The following is a 20,769-nucleotide window of genomic DNA, read 5'->3' on the forward strand; positions in this document are numbered from 1 at the left end:
GGCCGGCGCGGGCGGCGGCGGAAGGCCCGCGAACCCGGGTATTCTTGCGCCATGCAACGAATTGCCGATACCACCGTGGCCGACCGATATGCCCACGTCCAGGGCTTCGCCCCGGTTGCCGCCGCCGACGCCCGCATCCTGGTGCTGGGCTCCATGCCCGGCGTCGCCTCGCTGCGGCAGGCGCGTTATTACGCCCATCCGCGCAACGCCTTCTGGCCCATCGCGGGCCAGGTGCTGGGGTTCGATCCCGCCGCCGACTACCCGCGGCGCCTGCAAGCGCTGCGATCCGCCGGCGTCGCGCTCTGGGACGTGCTGCAGGCCTGCGAACGGCCGGGCAGCCTGGATGCGGACATCCGCGGCGATACCCTGGTGCCCAACGACTTCGCGGCGTTCCTGTTGGCGCATCCGCGCCTGGTGCGGGTCTGCTTCAACGGCGCCAAGGCGGCCAGCCTGTACCGCCGCCATGTGTTGCCGCGCCTGCCGGCGCGGCCGCTGGAGTACGTCGACCTGCCATCCACCAGCCCGGCCCACGCGGCCGCGTCGTTCGAGAAGAAGCTGGCCGCCTGGCGCGAGGCGTTGACGGTGCCTGCCTGATCCTGCGCCCGGGCGCTGGCGTCGCCCGGGCAGCGACGCACGGCGGGAGATCTCGCGCCGAAGGGGCAACGGGAACAGCGGGAGGCGGGCGTGGATTGGCCGTGAGGAATGCGGACGGTCAATCCTGCCGGCCGCGGCCGCCACTGGCGCGAGCTCCCGGTGGGAAGGCGGGGCCTTCCGCGCCGGCCGCCGCGCGATCAGCCGCTGTACGATCAGCCGCTCCACCATCGGTCGCCGCACCATCGGTCGCCCCACCATCAGCCGCCGCACCCTCGGCCGCCCGGCGGGCCTGCGCCAGGCTGGCCTGGATCTGCTCGTGGACGGGGCCATCCGGGTCGACCAGCGGCAGCAGGCGTTCCCAGGCGTCGATGGCGCCGTGGAAGTCGCCGCGGAAAAACGCGCTGGTGCCGGCCAGGGCCAGGCCTTTCACGTCGTCGGGCGCAAGCGCCAGCAGCCGGCCGATCAGGCGGTCGGGTTCGCCCGAAAAATCCCCGTCCGCCGCAGTGGCCAGGAGGTCGGCCCAGTCCGCCAGCACGCCGGGATCCTGCGGCGCCCGGGCGCCCATGCGCGCCCAGGTTGCCGCGCCGCCGGCGAAATCCCCCAGCGTCGCGTAGGTGCGGGCCAATGTCATCCAGCCCTCGGCGTCGTCCGGGTGGGCCTGCAGGTGCTGGATCAAGCCAGCCAGCCGTTCGGCCATGGGATCGCCGGGGTCGTGGCCGGCGCCGGCGGAGGGCGACGCGTGCGGGTCGGCGTCTGCCGGCGTCAGGGCCGCCGGGTCGCCGAGCGCGGCGTACAGGCCGACGCTGATCGCGCCCAGCCCCAAGGCCACCGCCAGGGCCCAACGGGGCGCGGGCCGGGTATCGAGGCGGTCCGGCGCCGCGCATCCTTCCCGCAGGGCGCGCCGCTCGATCTCGGCGCGCGCCTGGGCATAGTGGTCCGGTGCGATTCGCCCGCTGGCATGGTCGGCCTGCAATTGCGCCAGTTGTTCGCGCAACACCGCCAGCGATGCCTGCGCCTGGTGCGAGCCGCCGCGCCGGCCGGCGGCTTCTGGCGCCAGCAGGGGCGGCAGCACGAACAGCAGGGCGACGGCGACCATGCCGGCCGCGAGGAGCCAGAACAGGATCATGGGGCGCGCTCTCCGCTGGCGGCGGACGGCGCGGCGTCTTGCGGGGGCTCGGCCAGCAGGGCCCGGGCCGCCTGCGCTTGCGGCGCGGGCAAGGGCGGCTCCGGCGCGCGGGCATGGCGCCGCAAACGCCACAGCAGGCCGCCCATGGCGCCGGCAAGCAGCACGCCGGGCCCGATCCACAGCAGCGCGGTGCGGGCTTTCAGCGGCGGGCGATAGAGCACGTAGTCGCCATAGCGCGATACCAGGAACTGGCGCACCTGGACCTCGTCCTGACCCGAGCGGAACAGGCGACGCACTTCGTCGCGCAGGTCGCGCGCCAGCGGCGCGCGCGAGTCCGCCAGGGATTCGTTCTGGCACACCAGGCAGCGCAGGTCGCGCGTGAAGGCCTGGACGTGCGCTTCCAGGGCGGGGTCGGACGCGGCGGCGGGCGCCTCGCCGGCCACGGCCCGGGCCGCAATGAATAGCGCCAGCGCGATGCCGCGGCCGGTCGCGTGCCAACCGCTGGCCACGGCGGTGCGTCGTATCGTGGGGCGAGGCTGGCGGGGGATGTCAGGGTTCATTCAGCGCCTCCCGCGCCCGGGGGATCAGGATGTTGTCGAGCACGTCCTGCGTGACCGGCCCGACGTGCTTGTAGCGGATGACGCCCTGGGCGTCGATGAGAAAGGTCTCGGGCACGCCGTACACGCCATAGTCGATGCCGAGTCTGCCGCGCGGGTCGAGCACCGTGGCGGTGTAGGGGTTGCCCAGGCGCGCCAGCCATTCGCGCGCCGCGCTGTCTTCATCCTTGTAGTCCAGCCCGACGATGGCAATGCGGCCTTCGCGGGCGGCGCGCAGCAGCACGGGGTGTTCGACGCGGCAGGCGACGCACCAACTGGCCCAGACGTTGAGCAGCCAGACCCGGCCGCGCATGTCGTCCAGCCCGAACTGGCTTCCCGGCGCGTCCAGCCGCGCCAGCGTGAAGGGCGGCGCGGGCTGGCGCACCAGGGGCGAGGGCAGCTCGCGCGGGTCCAGGCCCAGGCCGATTGCAAGCATGACCGCCAGCCCGAGGAACAACAGCAGGGGCACGAGGGATCGTAGTTTCATGGCTGTTCGCTTTGAGGCGGCCGGCCGTGGCCCGTGGGCGCGGCGTCGCGCCGCGAAGCCGGCTTGCGGTAGCGGCGGTCGGCGGCGGCGGCCAGGCCGCCGAGGATCATCAGCGCGCAGCCGGCCCAGATCCAACTGATGAACGGCTTGTGGAACAGGTTCACGATCCAGCCGCCGTCGGGCAGGCTTTCGCCCAGCGCGGTGTAGAGATCGCGCAAGGGGCCGACGTCGATGGCCGATTGCGTCATCGGCATCGCCTGGGTCACGTAGTGGCGGGTCTCCGGCCGCAGCGTGGCGACATGCCTGCCCCCGCGCGCGACGTCGAGGGTGGCGCGCGCGGCGATCCAGTTGGGGCCGGCGACCTGCTCGACGCCGCCGAAGGTGAAGGCGTACCCGGCCAGATGGGCTGTCTGGCCGGGCAGCATGCGCACGTCGAGCTGTGACTGGAAGCTGTTGACCATGGTGACGCCGATGATGAACACGCCCAGGCCCAGATGCGCCAGCCACATGCCCCACCAGCTCCCGGGGATGCCGCGCAGGCGGGTGGCGATGTCGGCCCGCCCGCCGCCGCGCAGGCGCTCCGCCAGCAAGTGCAGGCTGCCCAGCACGATCCAGGCCGCCAGCGCCAGGCCCAGGCAGGCGCGCCAGGTGAAGTGCCCGAGCCCGTAGCCCAGCGCCGGGCCCAGCAGCGCGCTGGCGAGCGCGGCCGGCCCCAGGCGGCGCGCCAGCCGTTGCCAGGTGTCGGCCTTCCAGCGCGCCACGGCGCCGGGCACCAGCAGCGCGAGCACCGGCGTCATCAAGGGCACGAAGGTGGTGTCGAAGTAGGGCGGTCCCACCGAAATCTTGCCCAGGCCCAGGGCGTCGAGCAACAGCGGGTAGAGGGTGCCGAGCAGCACCGCCGCGCAGGCCACGGACAGCAGCGCGTTGTTGGCCAGCAAGGCGGCGTCGCGCGATACCAATTGGAAGTGGCCGCCGCCCTGCAGCCGCGGGGCGCGCCAGGCGTATAGCAACAGCGATGCGCCCACCACCGTCACCAGCAGGCACAGGATGAACACGCCGCGCGCCGGGTCGGTGGCGAAGGCGTGCACCGAGGTGACGACGCCGGATCGCACCAGGAACGTGCCCAGCAGCGATAGCGAGAAGGTGCCGATCGCCAGCAGCACGGTCCAGCCGCGGAACGCGCCGCGCTTTTCGGTCACGGCCAGCGAGTGGATCAGCGCGGTGCCCAGCAGCCACGGCATGAACGAGGCGTTCTCGACCGGATCCCAGAACCACCAGCCGCCCCAGCCCAGCTCGTAATAGGCCCAGCTCGATCCCACCGCGATGCCGGCGGTCAGCAGCACCCAGGCGGCCACGGTCCAGGGCCGCGACCAGCGCGCCCAGGCGGCATCCAGGCGTCCCGTCATCAGGGCCGCGATGGCAAAGGCGAAGGCGATGCTGAAGCCCACGTAGCCCAGGTACAGCAAGGGCGGGTGGATGATCATGCCGGGGTCCTGCAACAGCGGGTTCAGGTCGCGGCCCTCGCGCGCCGCGGGCAGCATGCGGGCGAAGGGGTTGGAGGTCAGCAGCGTGAAGGCGGTGAAGCCCGCGCCGACCGCGCCGAGCACGCCCAGGACGCGCGCCGTGAAGACCTCGGGCAGCCCGCGGCTCCAGCGCGTCACCGCCACCGTCCACAGCGACAGCGAAACGATCCACAACAACATGGAGCCCTCGTGATTGCCCCAGACCGCGGTGATCCGGTAGATCAGCGGCGTGCGGCTGTGGCTGTTGTCCGCCACCAGCCGCACGGAGAAATCATTGGCGATGAACAGTAGGTGCAGGCAGGCGTATGACAGCAGCACGAACAGCAGTTGCCCGCGCGCGGCGCCGCAGCCGACCGCCATCAGCGCCGCGCGGCCGCGCCAGGCGCCATACAGTGGCACGATGGCCTGCACCAGCGCCAGCGCGAAGCCAAGCACCAGGGAAAAGTGGCCGACTTCGGCGATCATGGCCGCACCGTCCTGCTGGCGTCGTGGGCGCGCGCGATGGCGTCGCGCACTTCGATCGGCGTGTAGTTCTCGTCGTGGCGGGCCAGCACGCTGGTCGCGGTGAACACGCCGTCGGCGTCCAGCGTGCCCTGCGCCACCACGCCCGTGCCTTCGCGGAACAGGTCGGGCAGGGCGCCGCGATACACCACGGGGACCTCGTGGGCGGTGTCGGTGACGATGAAGCGCACGCCCAGGCCGTCGGCCTCGCGTTGCAGCGAGCCGGCCAGCACCATGCCGCCGACGCGGAACAGCCGCTGTCGTGGCGCCTCGCCGCGCGCGATTTCGCTGGGCGTGTGGAAGAACACCAGGTTCTGGCGCATGGCCGTCAGGATCAGGGCGGCAGCCGCGCTCAACAGCGCGACCGCACAGAGCAGCAGGAGCAGCCGCCGGCGGCGGGGGGAAGTCATGCCGGTCCTCCGTCCTGTGATGGCCGCCCGGCCGCCGGGGTGGCGCGAGCCAGCGCCGCCAGGCGCCGCAGCGCGCGCCGCCGCCGCCGGGCCAGCGACACGCATTCGGCCAGCACCAGCAGGGCCAGCATGCCGTAGCTGCCCCAGACGAAGGCGGCGCGCCCGCCCATGTGCCAGAACGCGGCCCAGGATTGCCAGTGCATCATGCCGGCTCCTTGCGCATCGCCGTCTCGCGGCGCGCCAGCTCGCGCACCCAGCCGGCCGGCCACTCCCGCTCCAGCATCATGACGCGCGCGCGCGCCAGCGCGACGGCGGCGGTGTAGGCCCACGCGGCCAGGGCCATGAGCAGCATGGCGGCCAGCATGGTCGCCGCCATGGACGGCGCGCGCGTCAGGCTGACCGAAGCGCCCTGGTGCAGCGTGCTCCACCAGGACACCGAGAAATAGATGACCGGTACGTTGATGGCGCCCACCAGGGCCACCAGCGCCCCGGCGCGGTCGCCGCGATGGGGATCGACGGTCAGGGCGGTCAGCGCCAGGTAGCCCAGGTACAGGAATCCCAGGATCAGTTGCGAGGTGAGCCGCGCGTCCCAGACCCAGTAAACGCCCCAGGTTGGCCGGCCCCATAGCGCGCCGCTCCAGAGCGCGACGAAGCAGAACAGCGCGCCGGTGGGAGCCAGCGCGCGCGCCATGATGAACGACAGTCGGGTGCGCAGGATCAGGCCGAGCGCGGACCAGAACGCCATCAGCAGATAGATGAACAGCGACATCCACGCGGCGGCGACGTGGATGAAAATGATGCGGTAGACCTCGCCCTGGGTGGCATCGGTGGGCGCGACGAAAAAGCCGATCGCCAGGCCGCATGCGCCAAGCAGGATGGCGAGCCCGCCACACCAGGGAACCAGCCTGCCCGCCAGCGGATAGAAGGCCTGTGGCGCGGCGAACCGCAGCAGACGGGTGGCGCGGCGGGCGGGAGGAGCGGGCGGGAGGGCAGGCATGGGAGGCATCTTCATTCTTCGACGGCGAAGCGCAGCGCCAGGACACAGGCGGGCGGGGCCAGCGCCAGCGCCGCCAGCAGCGCGCCGCCAAGCAGCAGGAACGGGGTGGCGGGCGGCTGGCCGGTGCCACACGAGGCCACCGAGCCCGCGCCGAAGATCAGCACCGGCACGAACCAGGGCAGCAGCAACAGGGCCTGCAGCACGCCGCCGCCGCGCATCCCGAGGGAGAGCGCGGCGCCGATCGCGCCGACCAGGGCCAGCACCGGCGTTCCCAGCGCGAAAGATAGCGACAGGGTCAGGCGCGAACACTGACCCAGGTCAAACAGCAGGCCCATGACGGGCGCCAGGGCGATCAAAGGCAGACCGGTTCCGATCCAGTGCGCCGTGATCTTGGCCAGCACCCAGAGCGTGGCGGCGCCCGGCGAAAGCAGTAGCTGTTCGAGCGTGCCGTCGGCGTGGTCCTGCGCGAACAGTCGATGCTGCGACAACAGCGCGGCGAGCAGCGCGGCGACCCATAGAACGCCGGGCCCGAGCGTGCGCAGCAAGGCCGCATCGGCGCCCACGCCCAGCGGGAACAGGCAGGCGACCAGCACGAAGAAAAGCAGCGAGACGACGGCGTCGGCCCGGCCTCGGCCAAGCAGCAGCAGATCGCGCCGCAGGACGGCGAAGAAGGGACTGGCCGGCCGCGTCATGGCGCGCCTGGACCAAGATCGAGGGTGCGCACCGGCCGGTCGAAGGCCACCTCCTGGTGCGTGGTCAGGAGGACGCACCCGCCGTTGTCGCAATGGTTTGCCAGCGTCCGCGTCAGCGCCGCCACCGTGGCCGCGTCGAGCAGGTTGAAGGGTTCGTCCAGGATCCACAGCGGCCGCGCCGGGCGCAGCGACAGCCGCGCCAGCATCACGCGGCGCCGCTGGCCGCGCGACAGCAGGCGCGTCGGCAGGTCGAGCATCGCCGCCAGGCCCATCCGGCACAGCGCGTCGCGACAGGCCGCCGCGGAGACGGCATCGGCCTGGGCCTGGCACAGGAAGCGCAGGTTTTCGAGTGGTGTCAGGGAATCGGCGAGCGCGTCGGCATGGCCCAGGTAGAGCAGGTGCTGGCGGTAGGCCGGCCCCAGGCGGTGGATGTCGGCCCCGCGCCAGCACACCGTGCCGGCGTCGGCGTGCGCCAGGCCGCACAGGATGCGCAGCAGGCTGGTCTTGCCATGGCCGTTGGGCGCGGTCACGCGCAGCAGTTGCCCCGCGCATAGCTGGAACGACACGTCTTCGAACAGCAGAAGGGTTCCTTTCGAACATGTGAGCCCCTGCGCTTCAAGCATGGCTGGTGCCCATCCAGATAGTCATGACAACAATCCCCGCTGCATCAAGGGCGGCGCGAAGCCGACAACGGGATCGGATATTAATGAATCCGGATCGCCGTTTTGCTTGGCCGCGGCGCATTTGGATTTATGTCGGACGCGTTTACCGTCGGCCTCACCATGGTGCAGATCGCCGCGCCACGATATGCGTTTTTCGGAGGTCACCCGGCCGTGGTTTCGGATCGGTCTGAGTAATGGGCGCGATGGCGCGTGCGACCTGCGGCGCTTGACGGAGATCAACATGCGAGGGTCGGCCGCGCGTCGATCATGAAAAGGCATCGAACCGCCAACGGCCCTCGCGGGGACCGCCGGCCTTGCTTGTGCCGCGACGCGGTTCGACGCAGTCGCCGTTCATATCCAAATAGTTGTACTCCGTGAAAAGCAAACCCAAGCACAGCAGTAAAGGTGGTGGGGCCGAGTGGGCAAAGTTCCTGTCGCTGGCCTTTGTGGCGTGTCCCGTCGTGGCGTTCCTGATGATCTGCATCTACGGATTCGTCGTCTGGTTCGGGCAGATCCTGTTCTGGGGGCCGCCGGCATGAATGCTCCGTTCTACAAAGCCGCAGCCTGAGCCACCGACATGAAAAATCCCTTCAAGATCGCCAAATCCATCATCCAATGGACGGGCGCGCTGCTGCTGCGTCCCGCCACCCGCATCGGCCTGGGCGTGCTGGTCATCGGCGGGTTCCTGGGCGGCGTGACGTTCCTGGCCCTGTTCAATACCGGCATGAACGCCACCAACACCGAGGCCTTCTGTATTTCCTGCCACTCGATGCGTGACACGGTGCTGCCCGAGCTGCAGCAGAGCGTGCACTGGAAGAACCGCTCGGGCGTGCGCGCCCACTGTCCGGACTGCCACGTGCCGCATGACTTCACCTCCAAGGTCGCGCGCAAGATGCAGGCCTCGCGCGAAGTGCTGGGGCACCTGATGGGCACCATCGGCACGCCCGAGAAATTCCAGGAACACCGCATCGTGCTGGCCACGCGCGAGTGGGCCCGCTTCAAGGCGAACAACTCCAAGGAATGCCGCAATTGCCATGATTACGCCAGCATGGATTTCGACAAGATGCGGGTGACCTCGCAGACCACCATGCACGGCGCGGCCGAACGCGATGCCAGTTGCGTCGACTGCCACAAGGGCATCGCGCACCGGCTGCCAGAGGTCAAGTCGCAGGGCAACCCGGCGCTGGCGGCGCTCACCGCCGACGCTCGCGGCGCCGCCATCGACGCCGGCCGCGACTACTACAGCGTCATGCCGCAGCCGATTTACGCGGACGAGGGCCTGGCCCGCGAGATCGGCGCCATCGAGATCGCCACCGGCGTGAAGGTGCTGCAGAAGAAAAAGGACGCGGTGCAGGTCGAGTTGCAGCTCTGGCGAAAGAACAAGGGTTACGCCCGCGTGCTGTACGGCCGGTTCGGCATGAATATCACCAGCGCCGTGCTGAGCCAGGACGTGTCGCGCGACGACGGCGTGGTCCACGTGATCGAAAGCCGGATCGACGAGGTGACCGGCCTGCAGTGGCAGAAGATCTCCGCGACGGTCTGGCTGCGCGGCGGCGGCCTGGTGGCTGACGTCGAGCCGATCTGGGCGGTGGCGCGCAAGAGCTATTCGCAAAGCTGCAGCGTGTGCCATCGCCAGCCGAACGAGGCCTCGCACGACGCCAACCAATGGCCGGGGCTGTTCGGCGGCATGGTCGGCTTCACCAACATGGATGACCCGACCGCCAGGCTGGTCCTGAAGTACCTGCAGTTGCATTCCTCCGATTTCGTAGCCAAGGACGGTGTGGCTTCGGCCCACTGAGCAAGAAATGAAAATCTCCCGTCGACGTTTCATGGGCGGTGTCGCCGCTTCACTGGGTTCCATCGTGGTGCCGCCGCTTCTGCGCAATGGCAATGTCGTGCGGGCCGCGGGCGCCACCGCGGCCGATCCTGGCCGCTGGAAGTTCTCGGGCGCGCATTGGGGCGCCTTCCGGGCCCGGGTCGTGGCCGGCCACGTGGTGGAAATAAAGCCGTTCGAGTTCGACAAGCACCCCACGCCGATTATGGACGGCACGCTCGACGTGCTGTACAGCCCATCGCGGGTGCGATACCCGATGGTGCGCCTGGACTGGTATCGCAACCGGCGCGCGGGGGCGGCCCCGAGCCAGGCCGGCCAGGCGTCGCGGGGCGACAACCGGTTCATCCGGGTGGGCTGGGACGAAGCCCTGGACCTGGTCTATGACGAGCTGGAGCGTATCCAGAAAGACTACGGTCCGTGGGCGCTGCACGTGGGCAACGTCGGCTGGCACGCGGTGGGCCTGATGCATAGCTGCGGCAACCATATGCTGCGGGCGATGGGGATGCACGGCAACAGCGTCGGCACGGCAGGCGACTACTCGACCGGCGCCGGCCAGACCATCCTGCCCTATGTGCTCGGGTCGACCGAGGTGTACTCGCAGGGCACGTCGTGGGAGATCATCCTGAAGGAGACGCAGGTGCTGGTGTTCTGGGCCAGCGACCCGATCAAGAACCTGCAGGTGGGGTGGAACACCGAAACGCACGAGGCCTACGAGCATCTGGCGCGGCTCAAGCAGAAGGTGGCCAGCGGCGAGATCTCGGTGATCAGCGTCGACCCGGTGAAAAGCAAGACGCGCAACTACCTGGGCTGCGAACACCAGTACGTCAACCCCATGACGGACGTGGCGCTGATGCTGGGCCTTATCCATACCCTGTGGAAAGAGGCGTTGTACGACAAGAAATTCATCGAGACCTATGCCGTGGGCTTCGAGGAATTCATCGCCTATGTCGAAGGCAAGACCGAGGACAAGATCGAGCGCACCCCCGAATGGGCCGAGTCCATCTGCGGCGTGCCGGCCGGGCGCATCCGCGAGCTGGCGCGCCTGATGGCGGGCAATCGCACGCAGTTGATCTTCGGCTGGGCGATCCAGCGCCAGCAGCACGGCGAACAGCCATACTGGATGGCCGCGATCCTGGCCACGATGCTGGGCCAGATCGGCTTGCCGGGAGGCGGCATCAGCTACGTCCACCACTACAGTTCGGCGGGCGTGCCGGCTTCGGGGGCGTCGATGCCGGGCTCGTTCCCGCTGAACCTGGATCCGGGCCGCAAACCGCGGCACGAGAACGACGACTATCAAGGCTACAGCGCGGTGGTGCCGGTGGCCCGCGTGATCGACGCGCTGCTGGAGCCGGGCAAGGAAATCAACTACAACGGCCACAAGGTCAAGCTGCCGCCCTACAAGATGGCCATTTTCTCGGGCGGCAACCAGTGGCACCGGCAGCAGGACCGCAATCGCATGAAGCGGGCCTACCAGAAGCTGGAGACGGTGGTCGCGATCGACTACAACTGGACGGCCACCTGCCGCTTCGCGGACATTGTGTTGCCGGCCTGCACGCCGTTCGAGCGCAATGACATCGATGCCTACGGGACCTTCTCCAACCGGGGCGTGATCGCCATGCACAAGCTGGTCGATCCGCTGTTTCACTCGCGTTCGGATTTCGACATCTGGACCGACTTCTGCAAGCGCATGCAGCGCGATGTGGAATACACCCGCAACATGAACGAGATGCAGTGGGTCGAATTCCTGTACGAGGAGTGCCGCAAGGAGAACGCCGGCAAGGGCTTCGCCATGCCGCCCTTCGCGCAGTTCTGGGAACAGGGCTACGTGCTGTTCCCGGAGGGCAAGCCGTGGGTGCGGCATGCCGATTTCCGCGAGGATCCGGAAGTCAACGCCCTGGGCACGCCGTCCGGGTTCATCGAAATCTACAGCCGCAAGCTCGCCAGCTTCGGCTACCGCGACTGCAAGGGGCATCCGCTCTGGATGGAAAAGGCCGAGCGGTCGCACAACGGTCCGCGTTCGGACAAGTACCCGCTCTGGATGCAGTCTTCGCATCCCAACGAGCGCCTGCATTCGCAGACGTGCGAATCACCGTCGCGGCGGGCGACCTACACCATCCAGGGGCGCGAGCCCGTCTATATCAGCCCCGAGGACGCGCGGCAGCGCGGCATCCGCCAGGGCGACCTGGTGCGGGTCTTCAACGACCGCGGGCAATTACTGGCGGGGGCCGCCATCTCCAGCGACTTCCCGCCCGGGGTGGTCCGCATTCACGAGGGCGCCTGGTATGGGCCGACCGGACCCGAGATCGGCGCGCTGGATACCTACGGCGATCCCAATACATTGACGCTGGACATCGGCTCATCCGAGCTGGCGCAGGCGACCAGCGCCAATACCTGCCTGGTGGAAATCGAGCTGTTCAAGGGCGTCGCGCCGGCGGTGACGGCATTCGGCGGTCCGGCCGAAGTCGATATCGACGGCAAGCTCATGGCCAGCCTCTGAGAGCTGGGAGAGCCGGGGAGGGCGTGTTGCCCTCTCTCTTTTTCGCGGAGCAGCAGTTGAACAGCGAGCACATCGACCCGGAATGGGTGGCGGCGTCCTCTTTGCGGTCGCAGTTGTATGGATGGTTTTCCACCCTATTTGCCCGGGAGCTGGGGCGGGACGCCATGGCGCTTTACCAGGGAGGGGGCGCCGCGGACATGATGGCCGTCCTCGCCGAACTCGGAATGGGGTGCGAGGCGGACGCCGTGGCTGGCGTGTTCCAGGAGTGGGCGCGGCACGCGGATGCCGCGGTCGAGAACGCCGCCGACTTCGCCACCCTGTTCCTGATGGAGGGCCGTGCCTGCCCGCTTCCTTACGCCTCGCACTATCTGGATGGCGGCGGACAGTTGTACGGCAAACCGGCGCTGTTGATGCGCGCGATGCTGGCGTCCAATCGGTTGCGGCTCGACGAACCATTCAAGGAGCCGGAAGACCATCTCGCCGTCATGCTGGCATTGATGTCCCATTGGGCCAGGGCCTGCGATCGGCCCGCCGACCTCTCGAGCCAGGCGCGGGAGCAGGCCGCGTTCATTGAATCAGCCCTGTTGTCCTGGATCGACGCCTGGCTGGCGCGCATGCACGCCATCAAGTCCCTGACGTTCCGTTTCTATCCGGCCGTCGGCGCGCTGCTGGCCGCGTTTTTGCGCCAGGATCGCGACTTCCTGCGGTCTTTCGAGGTGGAGGCATAAGAACGTCTGAAATAAACCCGTCCCCCATTGATCGGCATCAACTCTCTATATAACTAAAAGCGATAAGTTAATGGCACAACGACATAATTCGCGGAGAAGTCTGTGCCTCACCCCCCACCCGAAGTCCCCCTCCCGGGCAAACGTGGTTTCCTGAAGAACCTGCTCGGCCTGAGCGCCGCGGCCACCATCATCCCCATCCGTGCCGAAGCCGGCACCGGCATCAACCAGCAACCCCCTCGTCGTCCCGGCATCCCTGGCAAGCGCTACGGCATGCTGGTCGACCTGCGCAAATGCATCGGCTGCCAGTCCTGTACGGTCAGTTGTTCGCTGGAAAACCTGCCGCCCGTCGGTCAGTTCCGCACCACCGTCCTGCAATACGAAGTCCAGGCCGACAATGGCGGCCCCTGCGCCATGGTGATGCTGCCGCGCCTGTGCAACCACTGCGACAACCCGCCCTGTGTGCCGGTGTGTCCGGTGCAGGCCACGTTCCAGCGCGAGGACGGCATCGTGCTGGTCGACAACCAGCGCTGCGTCGGCTGCGGCTATTGCGTGCAGGCCTGTCCGTACGACGCCCGTTTCATCAACCACGACACCCAGACCGCCGACAAGTGCACCTTCTGCGAGCACCGGCTCGAAGCCGGCCTGCTGCCGGCCTGCGTCGAAAGCTGCGTGGGCGGCGCCCGTGTCATCGGCGACCTGAACGATCCGGACAGCGCCATTTCGCGGCTGATGGCCGAGCATCGCGCCGACATCAAGGTGCTCAAGCCGGAGATGAAGACCGACCCGCACGTCTATTACATCGGCCTGCCCGATGCCTTCGTGCACCACATTGACGGCCAGGCCGGCGTGCGCCTGGCCGGCGGCCATTGAGAAGGGGACGCGCATGCAGATCACCGAATTGCTGACGCCCGTTTATGACGCCGCCTGGCTGCCGTGGGCGGTGCAGTATTTCTTTCTTATCGGCATCGCCGCCACTGCCGCGTTGACGGCGGCCGGCGCCGCGTTTGGCGAGGCCGGCTCGCCGGCCCGCCGCTTGCTGCCGGCGGCCGTGACCGTGCTGCTGGTGTGCGCCATCGCCGCGCCCGTGTCGCTGCTGGCCGACCTGCACCAGCCGGGCCGCTTCTGGCATTTCTATACCCGGCTGACGCCGTGGTCGTGGATGTGGCTGGGGGCGCTGCTGCTGCCGGTCTTCACCGGGCTGGCCGTGCTGTTCTGCGCCGCCTGGTGGTGGGGGCGCATGGTCTGGGTACGGCTGCTGGGCATCGCGCTGGCGCTGTCGGCGGTGTCGATCCTGGTCTACACCGGCGCCGAGGTGATGGTGCTGCGCGCCCGTCCGCTGTGGCACACGCCGTTCCTGCCGCTGAACTTCGCGCTGACCGCGTGGCTGGGCGCGTTGGGGGCGATGTTCCTGGTGGGCCGCTGGCTGCCCGGCGGCCTGAAGGCGCTGCCGGTCGACCTGTTGCGCCGCCTGAGCGTGACGGCGGTGGTGATGATGGCCATTGGCGTGGGCGCGTGGATCCTGCTGGGACTGCTGGGCGCGGACCCGTCGTTCGAGGCCGCGTTGCGCCTGTTCGGCGAGTTCCCGGTATGGCGCGCCAGCCTGGCCGGCGCCGTGGCCACCGCGTTCTGCATGATCGCGCTGTTGCAGCGCGCGCCGCGCACCCTGGCGGCGCCCTTGCCGTCGGCCGTGCTGGCGCTGACCATGCTGGCCGCCGCCTGGATCTTCCGCTGGGTCGTGTTCATGAGCGTGCAGGGCGTGCCCAAGTATGGCGCCGGCCTGTACCTGTACGACATGCCCTGGGGCAGCGACGGCCTGCTCGGCATGATCGGCGTGCTGGGCCTGTGCACCGCGCTGATGGCCGCCGTGACCTATGCGCTGGAACGGTTCCCGGCCCGCACCCGCGGCCTGGCGGCCTGAGCCGCCGGCCCCGACAAGAATTCGCATCGAGATGACCATGGACAAGCAACACCGAGACGACACGCCCGACGCCCACGCCGACGGACCCGATCAACCCGACAACGCCGCGCGCCGCAAGCTGATCGCGCGCGGCGGCGTGGTCGCCGGCGGCCTGGCCGCGTTCGCGGCCGGCTACGGCGAAACCGTTGGCAAGGCCGTCAAGGGCCTGGCGCAAGGCACTGCCGGCGTGCCCACCGCGCACGCCGTGCGCGGCAACTCGCTGACGCCGGAATTCCGCATCGACCCGGTCACGGGCCTGCTGTCGACCCAGCCGGGCCAGACCGTCAGCCCCTCCAGTTGCCTGGGCTGCTGGACGCAGTGCGGCGTGCGGCTGCGCGTCGATACCAAGGCCAACCGCATCCTGCGGGTGGCCGGCAACCCGTATCATCCGCTGGCCACCACGCGCCCGGCCGCGATGGACGCGCCGGTGCGCGAGACCTACGCGCAACTGGGCGGCGACAACGGCCTGGAAGGGCGCGCCACGTCCTGTGCGCGCGGCTCGGCCATGCTGGAGCAGTTGCATAGCCCGTACCGCGTGCTGCAACCGCTCAAGCGCGTCGGCGGCCGCGGCGAAGGCAAGTGGCAGACGATTTCCTTCGAGCAGTTGGTGCAGGAGGTGTGCGAAGGCGGCGACCTGTTCGGCGAGGGCCACGTGGATGGCCTGCGCGCCATCTTCGACCGCGACACGCCGCTGGATCCGGCCAACCCGGAGTACGGGGCCAAGGTCAACCAGTTCCTGTTCACCGACGCGTCCAACGAAGGCCGCACGCCGCTCATCCAGCGCTTTGCCGGCCAGTCGTTCGGCACCGTCAACTTCAGCAACCACGGTTCCTATTGTGGCCAGAGCTTCCGCGTCGGCGCGGGCGCGGCGCTGGGCGACCTGAAGGGCATGCCGCACGGCAAGCCGGATTGGGACAACGCCCGCTTCGGCCTGTTCATCGGCGCGGCGCCGGCGCAGGCCGGCAACCCGTTCCAGCGCCAGGCGCGCCAACTGGCCGAGGCCCGCACCCGGCCCGAGGAGGCCAGCTTCACCTATGTGGTGGTGGCGCCGATGCTACCCGCGTCCTCCAGCCTGTCGGCGGGATCGGGCAATGAATGGGTGCCGGTCAATCCGGCCAGCGACCTGGCGCTGGCGATGGGCCTGATCCGCTGGATTCTCGACAACGAGCGCTTCGATGCGCGCGCGCTGGCGCAGCCCGGCCCGGCGGCCATGAAGGCGGCGGGCGAGGCGGCGTGGACCAATGCCACGCACCTGGTGATCGCCGAGCCAGGGCATGCGCGCCAGGGCACTTTCCTGCGCGGCGCCGACCTGGACTGGGCCAGGCCGGCCGATGCGGGTGAAAAGTGGGAGGACGTGTACGTGGTGCGGCTGGAGGACGGCACGCTGGCCCCGCATACCGGCGCCACGCCGGCCACGCTGTTCGTTGACGAGGCGGTGGCGGCGCCGGGCCTGGCGGGCGCGCCGGCCGCGCTGCGCGTGTGCAGCGCGCTGTCGCTGCTGCGCCAGGAGGCGCAGCGCAAGTCGCTGGACGAATACGCCGCGCTGTGCGGCGTGCCGGCGGCCAAGATCGCCGAACTGGCCGAGCGCTTCACCAGCCACGGCAAGCGCGCGGTGGCGGATGCGCACGGCGGCACCATGAGCGGCGCGGGCTTCTACACCGCCTACGCCATCGCCATGCTCAACACGCTGGTGGGCAACCTCAACGTCGAGGGCGGCCTGGTGCTGGACGCCGGCCCTTTCCCGCCCTATGGCGCGGGGCCGCGCTACAACATCGCGGGCTTCGCCAACCGAGCCACGCCCAAGGGCGTGGCCCTGTCGCGCAACCGCTTTCCCTACGAGAAGTCGAGCGAGTTCAAGCGCAAGCAGGCCGCCGGCCAGCCGGTCTATCCGGCCGCCGCGCCCTGGTACCCGGCCACCGGCGGCCTCAGTTCCGAGATGCTGGCGTCGGCGCTGGCCGGCTACCCGTACCGCGCCAAGGTCTGGTTCAATCACATGAGCAACCCGGTCTACGGCATTGCCGGGTTCAGGAACGTGCTGCTGGACAAGCTGAAGGACCCGAAGATCCTGCCGCTGGCGGTGTCGATCAATCCGTTCATCAACGAGACCAACGCGCTGGCCGACTACATCGTGCCCGATACCGTCACCTACGAAAGCTGGGGCGTGTCGGCGCCGTGGGCCGACGTGGTGGCCAAGGCGTCGACGGTGCGCTGGCCGGCGGTCCAACCCCGCGTGGCGCGCAGCGCCGACGGCGCGCCGGTGTGCCTGGAGTCGTTCCTGATCGCCTGCGCCAAGCGCATCGGCATGCCGGGCTTTGGCGCCAACGCCATCGCCGATGCGGACGGCAACCGCTATCCGTTGGACACGGCCGAGGACTTCTTCCTGCGCGGCATCGCCAACATCGCCTTCGGCGCCGGGCGGCCGGTGCCCGAGGCCAGCGACGACGATCTTGAACTGACCGGCGTGGCGCGCTATCGCGACGCGCTGCAGGGCAAGCTCAAGCCCGAGGAGTGGCGCCGCGTGGCGATGGTGATGAGCCGGGGCGGGCGTTTCGACCGCGTGCGCGACGCCTGGAGCGACGCCGGCCAGACCCGCCAGGCCTGGGCCAAGCCCTTGCAGATATGGAGCGAGGAACTGGCGGGCTTTCGCCATGCCATGACCGGCGAGCGCTACAGCGGCTGCCCCACCTGGTATCCGGCGCGGCTGGCCGACGGGCGCGACGTGCGCCAGCAGTATCCACGCGCCGACTGGCCGTTCCTGTTGAGTTCGTTCAAGTCCAACCTGATGAGTTCGATGTCCATCGGCGTGGACCGGCTGCGCCAGGTGCATCCGCACAATCCGGTGTCGATCAACCGGCAGGACGGCGAGCGGCTGGGCCTGCGCAACGGCGATCGGGTGCGCATCGTCACGCCGGGCGGGTCGGTGACCGGCCTGGCGCTGCTGCGCGACGGCATCCAGCCGGGCGCGGTCGGCGTCGAGCACGGCTATGGCCACACCGAACTGGGCGCGCGCGCCCACCTGATCGATGGCAAGCCGATGCCGCACGATCCGGCGCTGGCGGCCGGCGTGAACCTGAACGACCTGGGCTTCGGCGATGCGACGCGCGGCGAGCACGCCAACGTCTGGATCGACTGGGTCTCGGGCGCGGCGGTGCGGCAGGGGTTGCCGGCGCGCATCGAGCGTGCCTAGGGCGAGCCCGGCCGGGCTGACAGGGCCAGCCGGGGTGTTTGGCGCGCCACCGCCCCGGGGGCTTGTCCTGGCGTCAGGCAATCGCGCCGTAGATCCGGCGCGCCTGCGCCGCGTCCGCCAACGGCCGTCCCAGCGCGCGCGCGCCCTCGACGGCCTGGCGCACCAGGTCGGCATTGCCGCTGGCGATGCTTCCGTCCCGCAGCTTCAGATTGTTCTCGAACCCCACCCGCATATGCCCGCCGAAGGCCGCCGCCGTCGTCACGCAGGCGTTCTCCTGCGCCCCGAACGCGCACACCGCCCAGGGCAGCGAATGATCGTAGGCCGCCAGGAACGGCAGCAGGTCATAGGCCGACGAGGTCTGCCCCACGCTGTAGCGTCCCAGCACGAACAGCACCGACCACGCGCCCGGCGGCACCAGCCCGCGCGCCCGCAGCGACAGCCAGCGCCGCACGTCGCCCTCGTCGTACAGAATGATCTGCGTCATGATGCGGCGCTCGGCGACCCAGGCCAGGAACGCCGCCAGCTCGCCTTCGGCAATCTCCGGCACCGCGATCTCGCGCAGGCCGATCGACACCGCTTCCGGCTGCAGCTCGCGCACCAGCGCCATCTGCTCGGCCGCCTTGTACACGCCAGCCGCCTCGCTCGTCACCTGCACCAGCAGCTCGTCGCCGACCGCGCGGCGCACCGCCGCCAGCGCATCGCGGTAGGCCTGCGCGTCCAGCAGATGGCTGCCGTCCGGCTTGCGCACGTGCATGTGCATCATCGCCGCGCCCGCGTCCAGGCAGGCGCGGGCTTCCTGCGCCAGGGCCTCGGCCGTCAGCGGCACGGCCGGGTGGTCGGCGGCCTTCTTGTAGGCGCCGTTGGGCGCCACCGTCACGATGACGGGCGACTCGGCCAGGGCAGGGCGGGGGATGTCCACGGCGTTCATGGCTGGATCTCCGGCAGTTCCGGCGCGATCAGGTCCAGGCCCGCGCGCAACAGGCGGTCATAGCGCGCGCGTTCGGCGGCGATGGTGTCCGGTGTCCAGGCGTAGAAGCCTTCGCCCGCCTTCATGCCATGGCGACCATCGGCGGCGCGCTCGGTCAGGCAGCGCGCCGGATGGTCGTCATTGCAGAACGTCGGGTACATGGTCGCGCCGGCCGCCGCGTGCACGTCGATGCCGGCGTGGTCGCGCTGCATCACCGGCCCGGCCGCCAGGAAGCGGAAGCCGAAGCCGAAGCGCACCGCCGCGTCCACGTCCTCGGGCGAGGCGATGCCGCGGTCGATCAGGTTGAAGGCCTCGCGCGACAGCGCGTGCTGCAGGCGGTTGGCCAGGAAACCCGGCAGGTCCTGGCGCACCTTCACCGGCACACTGCCGCAGCGGCGCATGAAGGCGATCAGCGCGTCGGCGCGGGCCTCGTCGCTGGTCTCGGCCATCACCACTTCGACCAGCGGCACCAGGTGCGCCGGCATGAAGAAGTGCAGGCCCAGCATGCGTTCGCGCGTGGCCAGGCCCTGGCCGATGGCGCTGATCGGGAAACTGGAGCTGTTGCTCGCCAGGATCGTGTCGGGCCGGGCGCGGCGCACCAGCTCGGCGAACAGCGCCTGCTTGATGTCCAGCCGCTCCGGCACGCACTCGATCACCAGGTCGACGCTGGCCCAGTCCACCTGGTCCAGGCTGGCCGCCGTGGCCAGTTGCGCCACCTGGGCCTCGCGGCCGATGGTCCTGAGATTGTCGGCCACGCGCGCCGGCAGGGCGGCCGCGCGCGCCGCGTCCGGCTCGATCACCGTGGTGCGGCAGGCGGCGCGCGTCAGCACCACCGCCACGTCGGCGCCCATGGTGCCGCCGCCCACCACCACCGCATGCGCCGCGCCCGGATTGGGCAGGGCCTTCGCGTCCGTCTGCATGGTTTGCTCCTTGTTCTGAAACCGCTGTTGCTTCTCTCGTCTGTGTCCGCGCTTGTGTCTGCGCGCATGACCGTATTGGGCGCCGAGTGTAGAGAAGCTTGTTTGATTGATGAATCAGATTTTTTGGATAGAATGATCGACGAATCGGATCAATGAGCCAGGCGCTGGACGGCATGCAGATCAATCTTTCGATGCGCGACATCGACACCACCCTGGTGCTGGGCCGCACCCTCAACTTCCGCCAGGCGGCGGCGCAACTGCACCTGTCGCAATCGGCGCTGTCGACGCAGATCCAGCGCATCGAGGACGCGCTGGGCGTGCGGCTGTTCGACCGCACCACCCGCACCGTGCGGCTGACGGCGGCGGGCGAGGTCTTCATGCAGCAGGCCGCCGCGCTGCAGGTGGCCTTTCGCGACGCGATCGCCGCGGTCAGCGGCATCGCCAGCGCCGAGCATGGCCAGGTGTCGGTGGCGGCGCTGCCGTCGCTGGCCGCGCGCCTGTTGCCGCGGGTGTTGATGGCCTACCGCCAGGCGCATCCGCAGGTGGCGCTGAAGGTGCGCGACACGCTGTCGGGGCCAGCCTTCGACCTGGTGCGCGCCGGCGACGTGGACTTCGCGCTGACCGCCGCCGATCCGCAGCACGCCGACCTGCATTACCAGCCCTTGATGTCCGACAGTTTCCTGCTGCTGATCCCCGAGGGGCATGCGCTGGCGCGCGCCCGGGGGCCGCTGCGCTGGGCCGACACGGCCAGCGCGGCGCACGTGTCGATGGTGCACCCGAGCAGCGTGCGCCAGTACACCGAATGGGCCTTCCTGCAGAACCGCATCCGCTTCACGCCGGCCTTCGAGGCCGAGCACCTGACCACCATCGTGGCCATGGTGGAGTGCGGTTTCGGGGTGGCGGCGCTGCCCGAGATCGCGGCGGGCGCGGTGGCGCAGAACGGCATCGTGCAGCGGCCGCTGATCGGTCCGGTGGCCGAGCGCTCGATCGGGCTGGTGACGGCGCGCAACCGCAGCCTGCCGCCGGCGGCCGCGGCGCTGGTGGCGATGCTGCGGCAGTATCTGGCTGAAGAGGCGCGGTGAGGTCGCGGC

General features: G+C 69.8%; 20 protein-coding genes. 9 read left to right on the forward strand and 11 right to left on the reverse strand.

The genetic code is table 11. The features are described 5' to 3' along the window. Positions 1 to 51: 51 nt before the first annotated feature. A complete protein-coding gene (locus ACUDCK_RS10325) occupies positions 52 to 594 on the forward strand; it encodes a DNA-deoxyinosine glycosylase (RefSeq protein WP_049074728.1) in 543 nt (180 codons plus the stop codon). 118 nt (positions 595 to 712) lie between these two features. On the opposite strand, the gene ccmI is transcribed toward ACUDCK_RS10325, so the two are convergent. From ccmI to ccmA, 9 genes are read right to left on the reverse strand one after another with little or no spacing between them, the layout of a single operon-like run. Then, complete coding sequence (gene ccmI, locus ACUDCK_RS10330; protein WP_175168093.1) at positions 713 to 1,720, reverse strand: c-type cytochrome biogenesis protein CcmI; 1,008 nt, start codon at positions 1,718 to 1,720, stop codon at positions 713 to 715. Continuing rightward, positions 1,717 to 2,280 (reverse strand): cytochrome c-type biogenesis protein, encoded by a 564-nt coding sequence (locus ACUDCK_RS10335; RefSeq protein ID WP_082401990.1) that lies wholly within the window; start codon positions 2,278 to 2,280, stop codon positions 1,717 to 1,719. The genes ccmI and ACUDCK_RS10335 overlap by 4 nt, the downstream gene beginning before the upstream one ends. Beyond that, positions 2,270 to 2,803, reverse strand: a complete 534-nt coding sequence (locus tag ACUDCK_RS10340) for a DsbE family thiol:disulfide interchange protein (protein ID WP_175168094.1) — start codon at positions 2,801 to 2,803, stop codon at positions 2,270 to 2,272. The genes ACUDCK_RS10335 and ACUDCK_RS10340 overlap by 11 nt, the downstream gene beginning before the upstream one ends. Further along, positions 2,800 to 4,791, reverse strand: coding sequence for a heme lyase CcmF/NrfE family subunit (locus ACUDCK_RS10345; RefSeq protein ID WP_175168095.1), 1,992 nt, complete (start codon positions 4,789 to 4,791; stop codon positions 2,800 to 2,802). Before ACUDCK_RS10345 ends, ACUDCK_RS10340 begins: the two co-directional genes overlap by 4 nt. After that, complete coding sequence (gene ccmE / locus ACUDCK_RS10350) at positions 4,788 to 5,237, reverse strand: cytochrome c maturation protein CcmE (protein WP_049074719.1); 450 nt, start codon at positions 5,235 to 5,237, stop codon at positions 4,788 to 4,790. Before ccmE ends, ACUDCK_RS10345 begins: the two co-directional genes overlap by 4 nt. Beyond that, on the reverse strand, positions 5,234 to 5,443 hold the full coding sequence (ccmD, locus tag ACUDCK_RS10355) for a heme exporter protein CcmD (RefSeq protein WP_240806400.1): 210 nt from the start codon (positions 5,441 to 5,443) through the stop codon (positions 5,234 to 5,236). Before ccmD ends, ccmE begins: the two co-directional genes overlap by 4 nt. Next, complete coding sequence (gene ccmC, locus ACUDCK_RS10360) at positions 5,440 to 6,243, reverse strand: heme ABC transporter permease CcmC (protein ID WP_420867717.1); 804 nt, start codon at positions 6,241 to 6,243, stop codon at positions 5,440 to 5,442. Before ccmC ends, ccmD begins: the two co-directional genes overlap by 4 nt. A gap of 2 nt (positions 6,244 to 6,245) precedes the next feature. Continuing rightward, positions 6,246 to 6,926, reverse strand: a complete 681-nt coding sequence (gene ccmB / locus ACUDCK_RS10365; RefSeq protein WP_054504032.1) for a heme exporter protein CcmB — start codon at positions 6,924 to 6,926, stop codon at positions 6,246 to 6,248. Further along, the gene (ccmA, locus tag ACUDCK_RS10370; RefSeq protein ID WP_175168097.1) at positions 6,923 to 7,549 is read right to left on the reverse strand and encodes a cytochrome c biogenesis heme-transporting ATPase CcmA; all 627 of its coding nucleotides are present in this window, start codon (positions 7,547 to 7,549) and stop codon (positions 6,923 to 6,925) included. The genes ccmB and ccmA overlap by 4 nt, the downstream gene beginning before the upstream one ends. Positions 7,550 to 7,962: 413 nt before the next feature. Between ccmA and ACUDCK_RS10375 the strand changes: the two genes are divergently transcribed. The 7 genes from ACUDCK_RS10375 (at position 7,963) to ACUDCK_RS10405 (ending at position 17,791) form a co-directional block, all read left to right on the forward strand. After that, the gene (locus ACUDCK_RS10375; RefSeq protein WP_116793383.1) at positions 7,963 to 8,127 is read left to right on the forward strand and encodes a hypothetical protein; all 165 of its coding nucleotides are present in this window, start codon (positions 7,963 to 7,965) and stop codon (positions 8,125 to 8,127) included. Between the two features lie 38 nt (positions 8,128 to 8,165). Continuing rightward, positions 8,166 to 9,386, forward strand: a complete 1,221-nt coding sequence (gene torC / locus ACUDCK_RS10380) for a pentaheme c-type cytochrome TorC (protein WP_175168098.1) — start codon at positions 8,166 to 8,168, stop codon at positions 9,384 to 9,386. Between the two features lie 7 nt (positions 9,387 to 9,393). Then, a complete protein-coding gene (gene torA, locus ACUDCK_RS10385) occupies positions 9,394 to 11,919 on the forward strand; it encodes a trimethylamine-N-oxide reductase TorA (protein WP_175168099.1) in 2,526 nt (841 codons plus the stop codon). 26 nt (positions 11,920 to 11,945) lie between these two features. Beyond that, positions 11,946 to 12,647 carry a molecular chaperone TorD gene (torD, locus tag ACUDCK_RS10390; protein ID WP_244976957.1) on the forward strand — a complete coding sequence of 234 codons (702 nt, stop codon included), beginning with the start codon at positions 11,946 to 11,948 and terminating at the stop codon, positions 12,645 to 12,647. Positions 12,648 to 12,749: 102 nt separating this feature from the next. Beyond that, positions 12,750 to 13,517: a sulfate reduction electron transfer complex DsrMKJOP subunit DsrO gene (dsrO, locus tag ACUDCK_RS10395; protein WP_175168100.1), complete on the forward strand. Its 768-nt coding sequence runs from the start codon at positions 12,750 to 12,752 to the stop codon at positions 13,515 to 13,517. Positions 13,518 to 13,530: 13 nt separating this feature from the next. Continuing rightward, positions 13,531 to 14,565: an NrfD/PsrC family molybdoenzyme membrane anchor subunit gene (nrfD, locus tag ACUDCK_RS10400; protein ID WP_175168101.1), complete on the forward strand. Its 1,035-nt coding sequence runs from the start codon at positions 13,531 to 13,533 to the stop codon at positions 14,563 to 14,565. Positions 14,566 to 14,602: 37 nt separating this feature from the next. Continuing rightward, positions 14,603 to 17,791 carry a tetrathionate reductase subunit A gene (locus ACUDCK_RS10405; RefSeq protein WP_175168102.1) on the forward strand — a complete coding sequence of 1,063 codons (3,189 nt, stop codon included), beginning with the start codon at positions 14,603 to 14,605 and terminating at the stop codon, positions 17,789 to 17,791. Positions 17,792 to 17,864: 73 nt separating this feature from the next. Here the strand turns inward: ACUDCK_RS10405 and ACUDCK_RS10410 are convergent, their stop codons facing one another. Then, positions 17,865 to 18,719, reverse strand: coding sequence for a BKACE family enzyme (locus tag ACUDCK_RS10410; protein WP_175168103.1), 855 nt, complete (start codon positions 18,717 to 18,719; stop codon positions 17,865 to 17,867). Then, the gene (locus ACUDCK_RS10415; protein WP_175168104.1) at positions 18,716 to 19,678 is read right to left on the reverse strand and encodes a 3-hydroxyacyl-CoA dehydrogenase family protein; all 963 of its coding nucleotides are present in this window, start codon (positions 19,676 to 19,678) and stop codon (positions 18,716 to 18,718) included. Before ACUDCK_RS10415 ends, ACUDCK_RS10410 begins: the two co-directional genes overlap by 4 nt. Positions 19,679 to 19,851: 173 nt before the next feature. On the opposite strand from ACUDCK_RS10415, the gene ACUDCK_RS10420 reads away from it, so the two are divergent. Continuing rightward, a complete protein-coding gene (locus ACUDCK_RS10420) occupies positions 19,852 to 20,760 on the forward strand; it encodes a LysR family transcriptional regulator (RefSeq protein WP_064528485.1) in 909 nt (302 codons plus the stop codon). Positions 20,761 to 20,769: the final 9 nt, after the last annotated feature.

This window comes from Achromobacter sp. CF-sbj1-Ac2-l (assembly GCF_052698165.1).